Origin of the sequence: Pseudomonas sp. FP198 (assembly GCF_030687895.1) — a bacterium.
In the GTDB taxonomy this organism is placed as follows: Bacteria; Pseudomonadota; Gammaproteobacteria; order Pseudomonadales; family Pseudomonadaceae; genus Aquipseudomonas.
This window is the reverse complement of sequence record NZ_CP117452.1, coordinates 983,003-999,403: the sequence shown is the minus strand read 5'-3', so window position 1 is coordinate 999,403 and position 16,401 is coordinate 983,003. Positions and strand designations below refer to the sequence as shown.

Annotated in this window: 9 protein-coding genes, 2 tRNA genes, 3 rRNA genes and 1 pseudogene; 1 reads left to right on the top strand and 14 read right to left on the bottom strand. The window is 56.4% G+C overall.

Annotated features, from left to right (window positions below; all coding sequences use genetic code 11):
- Positions 1-111 precede the first annotated feature (111 nt).
- From PSH78_RS04680 to PSH78_RS04615, 14 genes and pseudogenes are all read right to left on the bottom strand, one after another.
- A pseudogene (locus tag PSH78_RS04680) lies at positions 112-2,414 on the bottom strand (MlaD family protein).
- Positions 2,407-3,030 (bottom strand): paraquat-inducible protein A, encoded by a 624-nt coding sequence (locus tag PSH78_RS04675; protein ID WP_305498801.1) that lies wholly within the window; start codon positions 3,028-3,030, stop codon positions 2,407-2,409. Before PSH78_RS04675 ends, PSH78_RS04680 begins: the two are co-directional and overlap by 8 nt.
- Positions 3,017-3,676 (bottom strand): paraquat-inducible protein A, encoded by a 660-nt coding sequence (locus PSH78_RS04670; protein ID WP_305498800.1) that lies wholly within the window; start codon positions 3,674-3,676, stop codon positions 3,017-3,019. The genes PSH78_RS04675 and PSH78_RS04670 overlap by 14 nt, the downstream gene beginning before the upstream one ends.
- Positions 3,677-3,824: 148 nt before the next feature.
- Positions 3,825-3,940 (bottom strand): 5S ribosomal RNA (gene rrf, locus PSH78_RS04665).
- Positions 3,941-4,089: 149 nt separating this feature from the next.
- Positions 4,090-6,981 (bottom strand): 23S ribosomal RNA (locus tag PSH78_RS04660).
- A gap of 242 nt (positions 6,982-7,223) precedes the next feature.
- Positions 7,224-7,299 (bottom strand) — tRNA-Ala (locus tag PSH78_RS04655).
- Between the two features lie 10 nt (positions 7,300-7,309).
- A tRNA-Ile gene (locus tag PSH78_RS04650) sits at positions 7,310-7,386 on the bottom strand.
- A 122-nt stretch (positions 7,387-7,508) separates the two neighbouring features.
- A 16S ribosomal RNA gene (locus tag PSH78_RS04645) occupies positions 7,509-9,047 on the bottom strand.
- Together the 16S, 23S and 5S rRNA genes with 2 tRNA genes alongside form the textbook arrangement of a ribosomal RNA operon.
- Before the next feature lie 552 nt (positions 9,048-9,599).
- Positions 9,600-10,220, bottom strand: coding sequence for a protein-methionine-sulfoxide reductase heme-binding subunit MsrQ (gene msrQ, locus PSH78_RS04640; protein WP_305498798.1), 621 nt, complete (start codon positions 10,218-10,220; stop codon positions 9,600-9,602).
- Positions 10,220-11,233, bottom strand: coding sequence for a protein-methionine-sulfoxide reductase catalytic subunit MsrP (gene msrP, locus PSH78_RS04635; protein WP_305498797.1), 1,014 nt, complete (start codon positions 11,231-11,233; stop codon positions 10,220-10,222). Before msrP ends, msrQ begins: the two co-directional genes overlap by 1 nt.
- A 75-nt stretch (positions 11,234-11,308) precedes the next feature.
- Complete coding sequence (gene pssA / locus PSH78_RS04630) at positions 11,309-12,154, bottom strand: CDP-diacylglycerol--serine O-phosphatidyltransferase (protein WP_305498795.1); 846 nt, start codon at positions 12,152-12,154, stop codon at positions 11,309-11,311.
- Positions 12,155-12,297: 143 nt separating this feature from the next.
- Positions 12,298-13,314, bottom strand: a complete 1,017-nt coding sequence (gene ilvC / locus PSH78_RS04625) for a ketol-acid reductoisomerase (RefSeq protein WP_003185459.1) — start codon at positions 13,312-13,314, stop codon at positions 12,298-12,300.
- A 45-nt stretch (positions 13,315-13,359) separates the two neighbouring features.
- Positions 13,360-13,851: an acetolactate synthase small subunit gene (gene ilvN / locus PSH78_RS04620; protein ID WP_003176102.1), complete on the bottom strand. Its 492-nt coding sequence runs from the start codon at positions 13,849-13,851 to the stop codon at positions 13,360-13,362.
- 2 nt (positions 13,852-13,853) lie between these two features.
- Positions 13,854-15,578 carry an acetolactate synthase 3 large subunit gene (locus PSH78_RS04615; RefSeq protein ID WP_305498794.1) on the bottom strand — a complete coding sequence of 575 codons (1,725 nt, stop codon included), beginning with the start codon at positions 15,576-15,578 and terminating at the stop codon, positions 13,854-13,856.
- A 400-nt stretch (positions 15,579-15,978) separates the two neighbouring features.
- Between PSH78_RS04615 and PSH78_RS04610 the strand changes: the two genes are divergently transcribed.
- The gene (locus PSH78_RS04610) at positions 15,979-16,401 is read left to right on the top strand and encodes a DUF4124 domain-containing protein (protein ID WP_305498793.1); all 423 of its coding nucleotides are present in this window, start codon (positions 15,979-15,981) and stop codon (positions 16,399-16,401) included.

Genomic DNA, 16,401 nt, shown 5'->3' with positions numbered 1-16,401 from the left:
CAAGCTCGCTCCCACATTGGAATGCATTCGGATGAACGATCCGGCATCCCTGCGGGAGCGAGCTTGCTCCGGGCGGCGTTCCGACGATTGCGTCAGGGCAGACTCCTTGAATTACTTGCCGAGCGTGATCTTCGGCGCCCAGGTCAGCCATTCATCTTCGAACTTATCGAACAGCGGGAACGTCTGCTGCGGTCGCGCTGGATTGCCCATCCGCTCGCCGTCCGGTGTCGCAAAAGCGATACCGCCCTGAATCAGTGTCTCCAACGACTCGGTCCGCACCGTCGCGCCCTTGAACAGGCCGAAGTCCAGGCCAAAACCGCTGCTGTTCCAGAAGCGCGAACCACTGCGCACCAACGGCGCGTACTTGGGCTCGATCAGGATATGGATCAGCACCCGGTCCGCCGTCTGCCCCAATTCATATCCCGTGACTTTGCCCACCGTCACCTCGCGATAGGTCACCGGCACGCCAATCTTCAACGAACCACGGCGCGCCGCACTCAATACCCAGGCTCAACCCAGCCTCCGGAACCGCGCTTTCCGGTGGTTCGGCCAACGCAACGAAGCTTTTCTGTGGACCCGGGCTTTTCAGCGGGCTGCACTTCAATGTATTGACCGGTCACCAGGGTTTCCAGGTTCGACGTCTTCATCAACCCCAGCTCTGGCTTGACCACCCAAAACTGGGTCCCGACGCGGGCGATACGCTCCGGCACCTCGGTGATACGCGCGGTGACCAGCACCGACTGCATGTCGGCGCTGAGATCGACGTTCTCGATCTTGCCCACGTCCAGCCCCTTGAAACGGATCGGCGTGCCGCTGCGCAAGCCGTCGGCGCGATCGACCTTGATCGTCACGACCGTGCCGTTCTGCTGTGCCGCTTCGCGGTCTTCATGCAGGCGGAACCGAGGGATGCGTCTTTTCAACGGTACATTCGGCTCCGGCGTCTCGAAGGCGATCCCGCCGGCCATCAGGCTCTGCAGGGACTCACTCTTGACCTGTATCCCGCCAGTCAGACCGCCCGTGAGGGTGACGCCGCTGGCGTTCCAGAATCGCGTCGAACCGTTCACCAGCCCTTCGTATTCCTTCTCGATGTGCACACCGATGATCAACTGTTTTTTCTTGCGGGAGAATTGGTAGCTCTGCACCGAGCCGACCTTGACCTGCTTGTAGAGAATCGGACTGCCAACTTCCAGCGATCCCAGATTCTCAGTCAGCAGCACCAGGTGCAGGCCAGGGGAACGCAGGTCCAATGGCGGAGCCTTCGCCCTGGCTTCGAATTCGCGCTGCGGCGCCGCGCCCTTGTCGCCCGGGCGCACGGCGATGTAGTTACCCTTGACCAGCGCTTCGAGGCCGGTGATACCCGCGAGGGAAATCGATGGCTTGACGACCCAGAACTGAGTGCCGGTCACCAGGTAGTCCTCGGCCAAAGGATCAAGGGTCAGCTCGGCACTGGCGCTGGACAGGTCGGGGTCGACCTTCAACGTCTTCAGGCTGCCGACCTGGATGCCTTTGTACATGACCGGCGTGCGCCCAGCCTGTAACCCTTCGAAATCGCTGAGCTTGACCTTTACCCGGATCCCGGCGGCGGCCGCATCGAAGTCTTCGTACAGACGAAACGGCAGGCTTGGGTCCGTGGGCGGGCTGTCTTTGCGGTTCTCCGGCGTGGCGAACGCGATACCGCCGGCCACGATACTGGCCAGTGATTCACTGCGTACTTTGACGCCCGACAGGTTGGCATCGATGCTGATGCCGCTGGCGTTCCAGAATCGTGTGTGTTTACGAACCAGACTCGCGTAGGTCGGCTCGATGAAGACCTTGACCTCGACTGTGCGCTGATCTTCGGACAGGGAATAACTTTTCACCTGGCCAACTTGAATCTGTTTGTAGAAAACCGGGCTGCCACGGTCCAGCGAACCCAGGCGCTCAGCCTTGATCGTCAGGTGCAAACCTGGCTTGGCGTCCGACAGCGGCGGCTCCTCGGCCAAGGCCTTGAACTTGCGTGTCGACTCGCCTTCCCCCGGGCTTATGGCCACGTAATTGCCTGATACCAGCGTCTCCAGGCCGGTGATCCCGGCCAGGCTCACACTCGGCTTGACCAGCCAGAAACGTGTGCCGGTCTTGAGGTATTGCTCGACGTCCTTGTTCATTTCGATGGTCGCGATAACGCCCTTCGAGCTGCCCTCATCATCAAGCGTAAGGTCCTTTACCTTGCCCACCGTCATGCCTTTGTAGACGATCTCGGTCTTGTTGACCTGGATGCCCTCACCGCTTTCAAAACGTACGCTGATCTCGATACCGGTCTCGTTATAAGCCCGCCAGCCGAGCCAACCGCCGATGATCAAGGCAATCAACGGCAAGACCCAGATGGCGGACCAGTTCGAAGCCGGTCGGGTTTTAGCAGTAGGCAAATCAGTCATGGTCGTCATCCGACTCCGTGTTATCCCAAATCAGTCGGGGATCGAAGGTAACTGCGGCAATCATTGTCAAAATCACTACGCTGGCAAAGGCGATGGCACCGAGACCGGCTTCAACACTGGCAAGCCGCCCGAAATTGACCACCGCCACCAGGATTGCGATTACGAAAATGTCCAGCATCGACCAGCGGCCGATGAACTCAATGAAGCGATACATGAGGATGCGCTGACGCGCGGACATGGGCTGGTGCCGTTGCACCGAAAACAGCAACAAGGCGAGCCCCACCAGCTTGAAAGTGGGCACGACAATACTGGCAACAAACACCACCGTGGCAATAGGGATCATGCCGTGCTGAACCAGCTCGATGACACCGGCCATTATGGTGCTGGGCGATCCCTGGCCCAGCGAATTGATGGTCATGATCGGCAGCATGTTGGCCGGGATATAGAGAATCGCGGCCGTGATCAATAATGCCCAGGTCCGCATGAGGCTGTTCGGACGACGGGGGTGAATGCGTGCGCCACAACGGGAGCAGGTCTGTTTGTCAGTGTCTGCATCCTGTCGATTCAACTCGTGACATTCGACGCAGATCAGAATGCCCGCATCAATCGCCCGCATGAGAATCCTCTCCTGACAGCGCCTGCCAGATCTGATGCGGTGACATCACCACTTCCAGCCAGACCTGAACCAGCAACAAGCTGACAAAACACACCAGGCCCAGGCCCACGGTAATAGCCGCCATGTCGGCAAGTTTGACGATGGCAACCAGCACGCCCATGAAATAGACCTCGAGCATCCCCCAATCCCTTAAGTGATGGTAAGTGCGGTACAACAACAATCCGTAACTTCGCCCGACGTTCCAGCGAATGGCCAGCAGCACAATCAGCTGACAGAGCAACTTGAGCAGCGGAATCGCCATGCTGCACAGGAACACCACCACCGATACACCGTGCATGCCGGTATTGAACAGCCCGACCACGCCACTCCAGACGGTGTCCTGGGACGACTGTCCGAGCAGATTGAGCTGCATGATGGGTAAAAAGTTCGCCGGCACAAACAACAGCAAAGCGGCAACTACCAGGGCGAGGCTACGTTCGACCACGTTATGTCGGTGTGCATAAAGTTCGTATCCACAGCGGGGGCATTCGGCTTTTTCGCCGTGGGCCAGCTCTGGCTTGCGCATCAACAAGTCGCATTCATGACACGCCACCAGACCGTCCAAGGGTAGATCTGACAACCTATCGATGTCTGACGGATCGGGCATATAGCGCTCTGGCTCAACTAAGGTGGGGCTATTCTAGTGCTCCAGCTCGAAAATAACTGCGCAAATTTACCACGAGCTTCGGCCGGTTTTATTACAGATAAAAACAAAACCCCTACCTGCGTCAGCAGATAGGGGTTTCGGAATTTAATCTTGACGATGACCTACTCTCACATGGGGAAACCCCACACTACCATCGGCGATGCATCGTTTCACTTCTGAGTTCGGGATGGGATCAGGTGGTTCCAATGCTCTATGGTCGTCAAGAAATTCGGTAGCCAGCGCGTGCCTTGCGGTCACGTTCCAGCGAATGGGTATGCGATAGTTTGTGGGTTTTGACTCGAACTTTCGGTTCATTTCGTCTTCACACACCGCAATCTGGCCTCTTTCGAGTCTACAGATTGCTTGGGTGTTATATGGTCAAGCCTCACGGGCAATTAGTACAGGTTAGCTCAACGCCTCACAGCGCTTACACACCCTGCCTATCAACGTCGTAGTCTTCGACGGCCCTTCAGGGGACTCAAGGTCCCAGTGAGATCTCATCTTGAGGCAAGTTTCCCGCTTAGATGCTTTCAGCGGTTATCTTTTCCGAACATAGCTACCCGGCAATGCCACTGGCGTGACAACCGGAACACCAGAGGTTCGTCCACTCCGGTCCTCTCGTACTAGGAGCAGCCCCTCTCAAATCTCAAACGTCCACGGCAGATAGGGACCGAACTGTCTCACGACGTTCTAAACCCAGCTCGCGTACCACTTTAAATGGCGAACAGCCATACCCTTGGGACCGGCTTCAGCCCCAGGATGTGATGAGCCGACATCGAGGTGCCAAACACCGCCGTCGATATGAACTCTTGGGCGGTATCAGCCTGTTATCCCCGGAGTACCTTTTATCCGTTGAGCGATGGCCCTTCCATACAGAACCACCGGATCACTAAGACCTACTTTCGTACCTGCTCGACGTGTCTGTCTCGCAGTCAAGCGCGCTTTTGCCTTTATACTCTACGACCGATTTCCGACCGGTCTGAGCGCACCTTCGTACTCCTCCGTTACTCTTTAGGAGGAGACCGCCCCAGTCAAACTACCCACCATACACTGTCCTCGATCCGGATAACGGACCTGAGTTAGAACCTCAAAGTTGCCAGGGTGGTATTTCAAGGATGGCTCCACGCAGACTGGCGTCCACGCTTCAAAGCCTCCCACCTATCCTACACAAGCAAATTCAAAGTCCAGTGCAAAGCTATAGTAAAGGTTCACGGGGTCTTTCCGTCTAGCCGCGGATACACTGCATCTTCACAGCGATTTCAATTTCACTGAGTCTCGGGTGGAGACAGCGCCGCCATCGTTACGCCATTCGTGCAGGTCGGAACTTACCCGACAAGGAATTTCGCTACCTTAGGACCGTTATAGTTACGGCCGCCGTTTACCGGGGCTTCGATCAAGAGCTTCGCGTTAGCTAACCCCATCAATTAACCTTCCGGCACCGGGCAGGCGTCACACCCTATACGTCCACTTTCGTGTTTGCAGAGTGCTGTGTTTTTAATAAACAGTCGCAGCGGCCTGGTATCTTCGACCGGCGTGGGCTTACGCAGCAAGTGCTTCACCCTCACCGGCGCACCTTCTCCCGAAGTTACGGTGCCATTTTGCCTAGTTCCTTCACCCGAGTTCTCTCAAGCGCCTTGGTATTCTCTACCCAACCACCTGTGTCGGTTTGGGGTACGGTTCCTGGTTACCTGAAGCTTAGAAGCTTTTCTTGGAAGCATGGCATCAACCACTTCGTCACCCAAAGGGTAACTCGTCATCAGCTCTCGGCCTTAAGATCCCGGATTTACCTAAGATCTCAGCCTACCACCTTAAACTTGGACAACCAACGCCAAGCTGGCCTAGCCTTCTCCGTCCCTCCATCGCAATAACCAGAAGTACAGGAATATTAACCTGTTTTCCATCGACTACGCTTTTCAGCCTCGCCTTAGGGACCGACTAACCCTGCGTCGATTAACGTTGCGCAGGAAACCTTGGTCTTTCGGCGTGGGTGTTTTTCACACCCATTGTCGTTACTCATGTCAGCATTCGCACTTCTGATACCTCCAGCAAGCTTCTCAACTCACCTTCACAGGCTTACAGAACGCTCCTCTACCGCATCACTTACGTGATACCCGTAGCTTCGGTGTATGGTTTGAGCCCCGTTACATCTTCCGCGCAGGCCGACTCGACTAGTGAGCTATTACGCTTTCTTTAAAGGGTGGCTGCTTCTAAGCCAACCTCCTAGCTGTCTAAGCCTTCCCACATCGTTTCCCACTTAACCATAACTTTGGGACCTTAGCTGACGGTCTGGGTTGTTTCCCTTTTCACGACGGACGTTAGCACCCGCCGTGTGTCTCCCATGCTCGGCACTTGTAGGTATTCGGAGTTTGCATCGGTTTGGTAAGTCGGGATGACCCCCTAGCCGAAACAGTGCTCTACCCCCTACAGTGATACATGAGGCGCTACCTAAATAGCTTTCGAGGAGAACCAGCTATCTCCGAGCTTGATTAGCCTTTCACTCCGATCCACAGGTCATCCGCTAACTTTTCAACGGTAGTCGGTTCGGTCCTCCAGTCAGTGTTACCTAACCTTCAACCTGCCCATGGATAGATCGCCCGGTTTCGGGTCTATTCCCAGCGACTAGACGCCCTATTAAGACTCGCTTTCGCTACGCCTCCCCTATTCGGTTAAGCTCGCCACTGAAAATAAGTCGCTGACCCATTATACAAAAGGTACGCAGTCACCCAACAAAGTGGGCTCCCACTGCTTGTACGCATACGGTTTCAGGATCTATTTCACTCCCCTCTCCGGGGTTCTTTTCGCCTTTCCCTCACGGTACTAGTTCACTATCGGTCAGTCAGTAGTATTTAGCCTTGGAGGATGGTCCCCCCATATTCAGACAAAGTTTCTCGTGCTCCGTCCTACTCGATTTCACTTCTAAGATCCTTTCGCGTACAGGGCTATCACCCACTATGGCCGCACTTTCCAGAGCGTTCCGCTAAAATCAAAGAAGCTTAAGGGCTAGTCCCCGTTCGCTCGCCACTACTAAGGGAATCTCGGTTGATTTCTTTTCCTCAGGGTACTTAGATGTTTCAGTTCCCCTGGTTCGCCTCTTGCACCTATGTATTCAGTACAAGATAACCATCTTATGATGGCTGGGTTCCCCCATTCAGACATCTCCGGATCACAGTCTGTTTGCCGACTCCCCGAAGCTTTTCGCAGGCTACCACGTCTTTCATCGCCTCTGACTGCCAAGGCATCCACCGTATGCGCTTCTTCACTTGACCATATAACCCCAAGCAATCTGGTTATACTGTGAAGACGACATTCGCCGAAAATTCGAATTTCTCAACTAAGAGAACTCACAAATTTTACCTTAGCCTGAGCCGTTACCAGTGAAAGTAACGTTCAGTCTATCTTTCTATCACATACCCAAATTTTTAAAGAACGATCTAATCAAAAGACTAGAAATCAACATTCATCATCCAACGGATGGAACGCTCATTTCTAAGCTTTCAGAAGCAGTTTATGGTGGAGCCAAGCGGGATCGAACCGCTGACCTCCTGCGTGCAAGGCAGGCGCTCTCCCAGCTGAGCTATGGCCCCATTACAAAATTGGTGGGTCTGGGCAGATTCGAACTGCCGACCTCACCCTTATCAGGGGTGCGCTCTAACCAACTGAGCTACAGACCCAATTTCGAGCTTGTAACTGTTAGCTGTGAGCTATCAGCTTGGAGCTTAAAGCTGCTTTATCGTCTTCTTCAATGAATCAAGCAATTCGTGTGGGAGCTCATGAAGCCGCTGCGGTCGTCGATTAAGGAGGTGATCCAGCCGCAGGTTCCCCTACGGCTACCTTGTTACGACTTCACCCCAGTCATGAATCACACCGTGGTAACCGTCCTCCCGAAGGTTAGACTAGCTACTTCTGGTGCAACCCACTCCCATGGTGTGACGGGCGGTGTGTACAAGGCCCGGGAACGTATTCACCGCGACATTCTGATTCGCGATTACTAGCGATTCCGACTTCACGCAGTCGAGTTGCAGACTGCGATCCGGACTACGATCGGTTTTGTGGGATTAGCTCCACCTCGCGGCTTGGCAACCCTCTGTACCGACCATTGTAGCACGTGTGTAGCCCAGGCCGTAAGGGCCATGATGACTTGACGTCATCCCCACCTTCCTCCGGTTTGTCACCGGCAGTCTCCTTAGAGTGCCCACCATAACGTGCTGGTAACTAAGGACAAGGGTTGCGCTCGTTACGGGACTTAACCCAACATCTCACGACACGAGCTGACGACAGCCATGCAGCACCTGTCTCAATGTTCCCGAAGGCACCAATCCATCTCTGGAAAGTTCATTGGATGTCAAGGCCTGGTAAGGTTCTTCGCGTTGCTTCGAATTAAACCACATGCTCCACCGCTTGTGCGGGCCCCCGTCAATTCATTTGAGTTTTAACCTTGCGGCCGTACTCCCCAGGCGGTCAACTTAATGCGTTAGCTGCGCCACTAAGAGCTCAAGGCTCCCAACGGCTAGTTGACATCGTTTACGGCGTGGACTACCAGGGTATCTAATCCTGTTTGCTCCCCACGCTTTCGCACCTCAGTGTCAGTATCAGTCCAGGTGGTCGCCTTCGCCACTGGTGTTCCTTCCTATATCTACGCATTTCACCGCTACACAGGAAATTCCACCACCCTCTACCATACTCTAGCTCGACAGTTTTGAATGCAGTTCCCAGGTTGAGCCCGGGGATTTCACATCCAACTTAACGAACCACCTACGCGCGCTTTACGCCCAGTAATTCCGATTAACGCTTGCACCCTCTGTATTACCGCGGCTGCTGGCACAGAGTTAGCCGGTGCTTATTCTGTCGGTAACGTCAAAACAATTACGTATTAGGTAACTGCCCTTCCTCCCAACTTAAAGTGCTTTACAATCCGAAGACCTTCTTCACACACGCGGCATGGCTGGATCAGGCTTTCGCCCATTGTCCAATATTCCCCACTGCTGCCTCCCGTAGGAGTCTGGACCGTGTCTCAGTTCCAGTGTGACTGATCATCCTCTCAGACCAGTTACGGATCGTCGCCTTGGTGAGCCATTACCTCACCAACTAGCTAATCCGACCTAGGCTCATCTGATAGCGCAAGGCCCGAAGGTCCCCTGCTTTCTCCCGTAGGACGTATGCGGTATTAGCGTCCGTTTCCGAGCGTTATCCCCCACTACCAGGCAGATTCCTAGGCATTACTCACCCGTCCGCCGCTCGCCACCAGGTACAAGTACCCGTGCTGCCGCTCGACTTGCATGTGTTAGGCCTGCCGCCAGCGTTCAATCTGAGCCATGATCAAACTCTTCAGTTCAAACATCTTTGGGTTTTGAGAAAACCCTAAACTTGGCTCAGCAATCGTTGGTTACATCTTTGATTTCTCGCGGAGTAACTTGTGATGCTGATAATCTGTTGACTAGCAGTCTGACTCCACAAGCACCCACACGAATTGCTTGATTCAGTTGTTAAAGAGCGGTGGGTTGAGCCTTTCGTCTCAACCGAGGCGCGCATTCTACAGCGCCCCGTGTATCTGTCAAGCGGTTATTTTAAGAAGTTTTTAAAGTTTCGCTTGGAAATCCTTAACAACTTCAACCACTTGCGCTTCCGATCTCTCGTTAGCGGGAGGCGAATTCTACAGCGTTAGCCGCTGCTGTCAACACCTCTTTTTTACCGCTTTCGACCGAGAGGATCGAACCGTCGACAGCGCCCATCAAACCGGCCTGCCCACTCCTTCCGCGCTTCGATGACCTGAAGCCGCACACTTTCGAAACCTACTTAACTCATTGAAACTCAAGGAGTTTTCCGTTTCGACTGCGCCGGAAGTGGGGCGAATTATAGACATCCAGAATTTGCCGTCAACCATTAATTACGTTTTTGTTGCAGAAGACTCCTTTCGCCCCATCAGACGCGGGATACGCCGCATCACCGCCGGCACCCTGAGTACCAAAAGTACCGCACCTATAGAGGCATATATCGCCCACTCCTTCAGATCCGCCCGCACGATCCACAACATATGCAGCAACCCAAGCCCCAATATCGGATAGACCAGGCGATGCAGTTTCTTCCAGCGCCCGCCCAGTCGCCGCTGGCTGTACCGGTTGGACGTCACTGCCAGCGCCAGCAATCCGAGAAAACCGAGCGCTCCGACGATGATGTAAGGCCGCTTGCCCAGCTCCACACCCAGTTGCGACCAATCGAACCCCAGGATGAACGCCAGATACCCGCTCAAATGCAGTACGACATAAGTAAAGCACCACAAACCCAACTGACGCCGGACGGCTATCCACCCCGCCCACCCCGTCAGTTTCTGCAGCGGCGTCATGCACAAGGTAACCAGCAACAGGATGAGCGTTCCCAGCCCCAACCGATCCACCAGGACCTTGCCTGGATCCGGCCCCAAGTAATTCGCCAATGCCTCGTAAAGCCAAAGCATCGGCCAGATCGCCGCCGCAATGAATACGCCGATCCGCCACGCCAGAAAACGCATCAATAATCCTTCCTCAGGTCCATCCCCGCATATAAAGAAGCCACTTCATCCTGATAGCCGTTGAACATCAACGTATCGCGAACGTTGGGGCTGAGCAGCCCGCTCGGCAAACGACGCTCCCGCGCCTGGGTCCAGCGCGGATGATCAACCGTGGGATTGACGTTGGCATAAAAGCCGTACTCATCAGCCGCGATGCTTTGCCAGGTTGTCTTGGGCTGCTCGCTGACCAGGCTGATCCGCACGATGGATTTCACGCTCTTGAAGCCATACTTCCATGGCACCACCAACCGCAACGGCGCGCCGTTCTGGTTCGGCAACTCCCGCCCGTACATCCCAACCGCGAGGATTGCCAGCGGGTTCATTGCCTCATCCAGTCGCAAACCCTCTACATACGGCCAGTCGATCAGGGCAAAGCCTGAACGCTGGCCCGGCATGGTCTTGGGATCCTGCAGCGTCTCGAAACGAATGTACTTGGCCTTGGAGGTCGGCTCGACCTGCTTGAGTAGCGCAGAGATGGGAAAGCCGATCCACGGAATGACCATCGACCAGGCCTCGACACAGCGCAATCGATAGATCCGCTCCTCCAGCTGATAAGGCTTCATGAAATCTTCCAGCCCATAGCGGCCCGGCTTACCCACCTCACCCTCCACGACTACGCTCCAGGGCTCGGTTTTCAAAGACCCAGCATTGGCCGCCGGATCACCCTTGTCGGTTCCGAACTCATAGAAGTTGTTGTAGTGGGTGGCGTCCTTGAATGGAGTGATCGACTCATTTCCAGCCGTCACCGCGCCCCATTGGGTAGCTGCAACCTTCTCGGCCAACCAGGCCGGCGCCTTGCCTGGCTCGACATTGGGATAACGCGCCACATCCGCAGCGCCGGCCCATCGAGGCAAGCTACCCACGGCGAGGCCAGCCACGGATGCCCCTAGCAACTTGCGACGGGATAGATAGAAGGATTCAGGCGTGACGTCCGATTCACGGCTGTCGGACGATTTGGGGATCTTGATCAGCATGACGACTCCGCAGTGTTGGAGGGCAGATGCACCAATAGACTGCGGAGTATGGGGGAAATTAGATTAAGGCAACGTTTAGCGTCGGCGAAGACGCAACAAATATTGCACCGGACCCGACGCAGCGTAGGCGAGAAATACCAGCAGCAGGATACGCGGCGGATCGCTGAAGACCACGGCGAACACCAGCACCACAGCCAGGATCGCGACGAACGGCACGCGACCTTTCAGATCCAGTTCCTTGAAGCTGTTGTATTTGATGTTGCTGACCATCAGCATCCCGGCCGCCGCAACCAGCAATGCCACCAGAAACGACATTTTCGAACCCTGGATGCCGTAGTCGCTGAATGCCCAGACCACGCCGGCCACCACGCCCGCGGCTGCCGGACTCGCGAGACCGATGAAGTAGCGTTTGTCGGCGGTGCCGACCTGGGTATTAAAACGTGCCAGGCGCAACGCGGCACCGGCCACATAAATGAAAGCCACCATCCAGCCGACCTTGCCCATGTCGCCCAGCGCCCAGCCGAACGCCAGTAACGCGGGGGCAACACCGAACGCGACCATGTCGGACAGTGAGTCGTATTCGGCGCCGAATGCACTCTGGGTATTGGTCATGCGGGCCACGCGCCCGTCAAGGCCATCGAGCACCATGGCGACGAATATGGCAATGGCAGCCAGGGCGAAATAGCGGCTTGCCCCGGCACTGTCACCGGCACTGAGTGCCGCCTGGGCGCTCATGGAGCTGATGATGGAATAGAAGCCGGCAAACAGGTTCGCGGTGGTGAACAGGTTCGGCAGCAGATAGATGCCACGATGCCGGACCTTACGGCCTTCAGCGTCATGGCCCTCTTCGACGTGTTCATCGATGGGCAACAGGCTTTCGGCGTCAGGAGCCTGGTTCGGCTCGTCGGGACGTTCGCTCATGGACAGTACCTTGCAACGGTGTGAAAAAATTCGACAGGCGTCTGGGACGACGGTTCGGCCGCAAACGATGCAGCTTTATACCAGAAGCCAATGCCCAAACGAAAAAACGCGGCCAGGGCCGCGTTTTTCGATCAAGTCGCGACTCAGTTCTTGGCTTTGTCGACGATCTTGTTGGCACCGATCCACGGCATCATGGAGCGCAGTTGCTCGCCGATGATTTCGATACCGTGAGCGGCGTTGTTGCGGCGCTTGGCGGTCATCGAAGGATAGCCGGTGGCACCTTCGCTGATGAACATCTTGGCGTACTCACCGTCCTGAATACGTTTCAGGGCGTTGCGCATGGCCTGGCGGGATTCGGCGTTGATGACTTCCGGACCGGTCACGTACTCGCCGTACTCGGCGTTGTTGGAGATCGAGTAGTTCATGTTGGCGATACCGCCTTCGTACATGAGGTCAACGATCAGTTTCAGTTCGTGCAGGCATTCGAAGTAGGCCATTTCCGGCGCATAGCCAGCTTCAACCAGGGTCTCGAAACCGGCCTTGACCAGCTCGACGGTACCGCCGCACAGAACGGCTTGCTCACCGAACAGGTCGGTTTCGGTCTCGTCCTTGAAGGTGGTTTCGATGATGCCGGTACGACCGCCACCCACGCCGGCGGCGTAGGACAGCGCAACGTTCTTGGCATTGCCGGACGCATCCTGGTAGATCGCGATCAGGTCAGGGATACCGCCGCCCTTGACGAACTCGGAACGTACGGTGTGGCCCGGGGCCTTCGGCGCGATCATGATCACGTCGAGGTCGGCGCGCGGCACAACCTGGTTGTAATGGATCGCGAAGCCATGGGAGAAGGCCAGAGTGGCGCCTTTCTTGATGTTCGGCTCGATTTCGTTCTTGTACAGGGCAGACTGGAACTCGTCCGGGGTCAGGATCATGACCAGGTCGGCAGCGGCAACGGCGGAAGCCACGTCGGTGACTTTCAAGCCGTGGGCCTCGGCCTTGGCGACGGTAGCCGAGCCTTTGCGCAGGCCGACGGTTACGTCAACGCCGGAATCCTTCAGGTTGCACGCCTGGGCGTGACCTTGGGAGCCGTAGCCGATGATGGCGACTTTCTTGCCCTGGATGATCGACAGGTCGCAATCTTTATCGTAGAAAACTTTCATGAATTTCCCCTATATCCGGCCGTTCCGGCCATTCGCTAATTTGGTTTAGATGCTCAGTACTTTGTCGCCACGGGCAATCCCGGTGACGCCACTGCGTACGGTTTCCAGGATCGAGGCAGTGCCGATCGATTGGATGAAGCTGTCGAGCTTGTCGCTGGTACCGGTCAACTGAACGGTATAGACGCTGGCGCTGACATCGACGATCTGCCCACGATAAATATCGGTAGTGCGTTTGATCTCGGCGCGCTGGGCGCCGGTGGCCTTGACCTTGACCAGCATCAGTTCGCGTTCGATGTGAGCGCTCTCCGACAGGTCCACCAGCTTGACCACCTCGATCAGCTTGTTCAGGTTCTTGGTGATCTGCTCGATGACTTCATCGTGGCCCACGGTGGTCAGCGTCAGACGCGACAGGGTCGGGTCCTCGGTTGGCGCCACGGTCAGGCTTTCGATGTTGTAGTTGCGCTGCGAGAACAGGCCCACTACACGAGACAGAGCACCCGGTTCGTTTTCCAGAAGCAAGGAAATAATATGTCGCATGATTAGGTACGCTCCGTCTTGCTCAGCCACATATCGCGCATGGAACCGTCTTTGATCTGCATCGGGTAGACGTGCTCGCTGGTATCGACCTGGATATCGAGGAACACCAGGCGGTCCTTCATGGCGAAGGCTTCTTCAAGCCCGGACTTCAAGTCCTTCAGGTCGGTGATGCGGATGCCCACGTGACCGTAGGCCTCGACCAGCTTGACGAAGTCCGGCAACGACTCCATGTAGGAATGCGAGTGACGGCTGCCGTAGCTCATGTCCTGCCACTGGCGAACCATGCCCAGTACACCGTTGTTCAGGTTGACGATCTTCACCGGCAAACCGTACTGCAGGCAGGTTGACAGTTCCTGGATGTTCATCTGGATACTGCCTTCGCCGGTGACGCAGGCGACGTCGTTGTCCGGGAAGCTCAACTTGACGCCCATGGCCGCCGGGAAGCCGAAGCCCATGGTGCCCAGGCCACCGGAGTTGATCCAGCGGTTAGGCTTGTTGAACCGGTAGTACTGCGCCGCGAACATCTGGTGCTGGCCCACGTCGGAAGTCACGAAGGCATCGCCCTTGGTCACTTCGCACAGGGTCTCGATGACGGTCTGCGGCTTGATCACGCTGCCATCGCCCTTGTCGTACGGGAACAGGCCACGATCACCGCGCCATTCATCGACCTGTTTCCACCAGGCGGCCACGGACTCCTTGTTCGGAGCCTCGCCGATTTCCTTGAGGATGGCGACCATCTCGGTCAGCACGCTCTCGACCGGACCGACAATCGGCACGTCTGCCTTGATGGTCTTGGAGATGGACGCAGGGTCGATGTCGATGTGGATGATCTTGGCGTTCGGGCAGAATTTCGCCGGGCCGTTGATGACCCGGTCGTCGAAGCGCGCGCCCACGGCCAGGATAACATCGGCATGGTGCATCGCCAGGTTGGCGGTGTAGCTGCCGTGCATGCCGAGCATGCCGATGAACTGGCGGTCGGTGCCCGGGTAGGCGCCAAGCCCCATCAATGTATTGGTAACCGGCAGATTGAGCATCTTGGCCAATTCGGTCAGCGGCGCGGAGCCACCGCCGAGGATGACCCCTCCCCCCGAGTACAGGACCGGGCGCTTGGCCGCGAGCAGCATTTCGGCGGCCTTGCGGATTTGTCCCGAGTGACCGCGTACGGCCGGGCTGTAGGAGCGCAGCTTGGCTTTTTTCGGATAGATGTACTCGAATTTCTCGGCCGGGTTGGTCATGTCTTTCGGCACGTCGACCACGACCGGGCCTGGACGACCGGACTCAGCCAGGTAAAAGGCTTTTTTCATGACCTCCGGGATTTCCGACGCGTGCTTGATCATGAAGCTGTGCTTCACGATCGGCCGGGAGATACCGATCATGTCGGTTTCCTGGAACGCATCGGTACCGACCATGGTGCTGGGCACCTGGCCAGAGATGATCACCATCGGGATCGAGTCCATGTAGGCCGTGGCGATACCGGTGATGGCGTTCGTGGCGCCAGGGCCGGATGTCACCAGAACCACACCGGCCTTGCCGGTGGCGCGGGCATAGCCGTCGGCCATGTGGGTGGCCGCTTGTTCGTGGCGAACCAGGATGTGGGTCACTTCCGGTTCTTTGAACAGGGCATCATAGACATGAAGAAGAGCACCGCCGGGGTACCCGTAGATATATTTGACGCCTTCGTCACGCAAGAAGCGGACGAGCATCTCACCGCCAGATAAAAGCTCCACGTTGTTCACCTCTAAAACGCCAGAATACCGACCCACGAAAAGGGGACGGGTCTTAATAGGTTTACTTCTCGGCAGAGCATGAGCGACGGTGGTCGCCGACTACGTCAGCACTGACTGAGCAAGTATTGGGATCGTCCCAAGTGTTGCGGGCTTTTCCCACCCAGCGCGAGGTAACGCGTTGCGGGTGTAACAGGTCGGCGCGGATGTGCGCCTCATGATCTGCCGAGTGGGTCTGCTTCTGGCAGTCCCTCTACAGCGGACTTTGGATTCTTCTGTTTCGCCCTCTGCAAGTCAAGTCGTCAATGTGCTTTATTGAAGTAAGCACATGAGAACGCAAGAAAAAACCTTTAAACGGCTACTCTGTTAGCTTCAATTGCGCAACCCAGGACAAGGAAACAGCATGCGAATGATGTTATTGACGGCCTGCCTGCTGGCGGGCCTGAGCCCGATGAGCATGGCCGGCCAGATTTACAAATGGGTCGACGCCCAGGGCGTGACCCACTTCGGCGCCCAGCCGCCGCAAGGCGTAGAGGCGACAACCGTGGGCAAATCCGCACCGCCCGCGCCCAAGCCGGCAGCACCTGTTACCGGCGGTGTCGTCGGCGATCAGAAAGCCATCGACCAACAGGTAAAGCAGCAGGTTGCCGAGCAGGAAGCCCAACTCAAGGCGTTTTGCGAGCAGGCCAGGACCAACCTGGCGCAACTGCAGAACAACCCCAGGGTCAGGGAAGACGTGGAAGGCGAAATGCGCCGGCTAACGGATGAAGAGCGGCGCCAGCGCATCGATGAGACCCGCAAGCAGATCGAAGAACACTGCCAGTGA

Bases quoted from the DNA above. Each gene is read 5' to 3' on its own strand.
- PSH78_RS04675 (WP_305498801.1), bottom strand. From the start codon at position 3,030: ATGCGGGCGATTGATGCGGGCATTCTGATCTGCGTCGAATGTCACGAG.
- PSH78_RS04670 (WP_305498800.1), bottom strand. From the start codon at position 3,676: ATGCCCGATCCGTCAGACATCGATAGGTTGTCAGATCTACCCTTGGAC.
- msrQ (WP_305498798.1), bottom strand. From the start codon at position 10,220: ATGCGTTTTCTGGCGTGGCGGATCGGCGTATTCATTGCGGCGGCGATC.
- msrP (WP_305498797.1), bottom strand. From the start codon at position 11,233: ATGCTGATCAAGATCCCCAAATCGTCCGACAGCCGTGAATCGGACGTC.
- pssA (WP_305498795.1), bottom strand. From the start codon at position 12,154: ATGAGCGAACGTCCCGACGAGCCGAACCAGGCTCCTGACGCCGAAAGC.
- ilvC (WP_003185459.1), bottom strand. From the start codon at position 13,314: ATGAAAGTTTTCTACGATAAAGATTGCGACCTGTCGATCATCCAGGGC.
- ilvN (WP_003176102.1), bottom strand. From the start codon at position 13,851: ATGCGACATATTATTTCCTTGCTTCTGGAAAACGAACCGGGTGCTCTG.
- PSH78_RS04610 (WP_305498793.1), top strand. From the start codon at position 15,979: ATGCGAATGATGTTATTGACGGCCTGCCTGCTGGCGGGCCTGAGCCCG.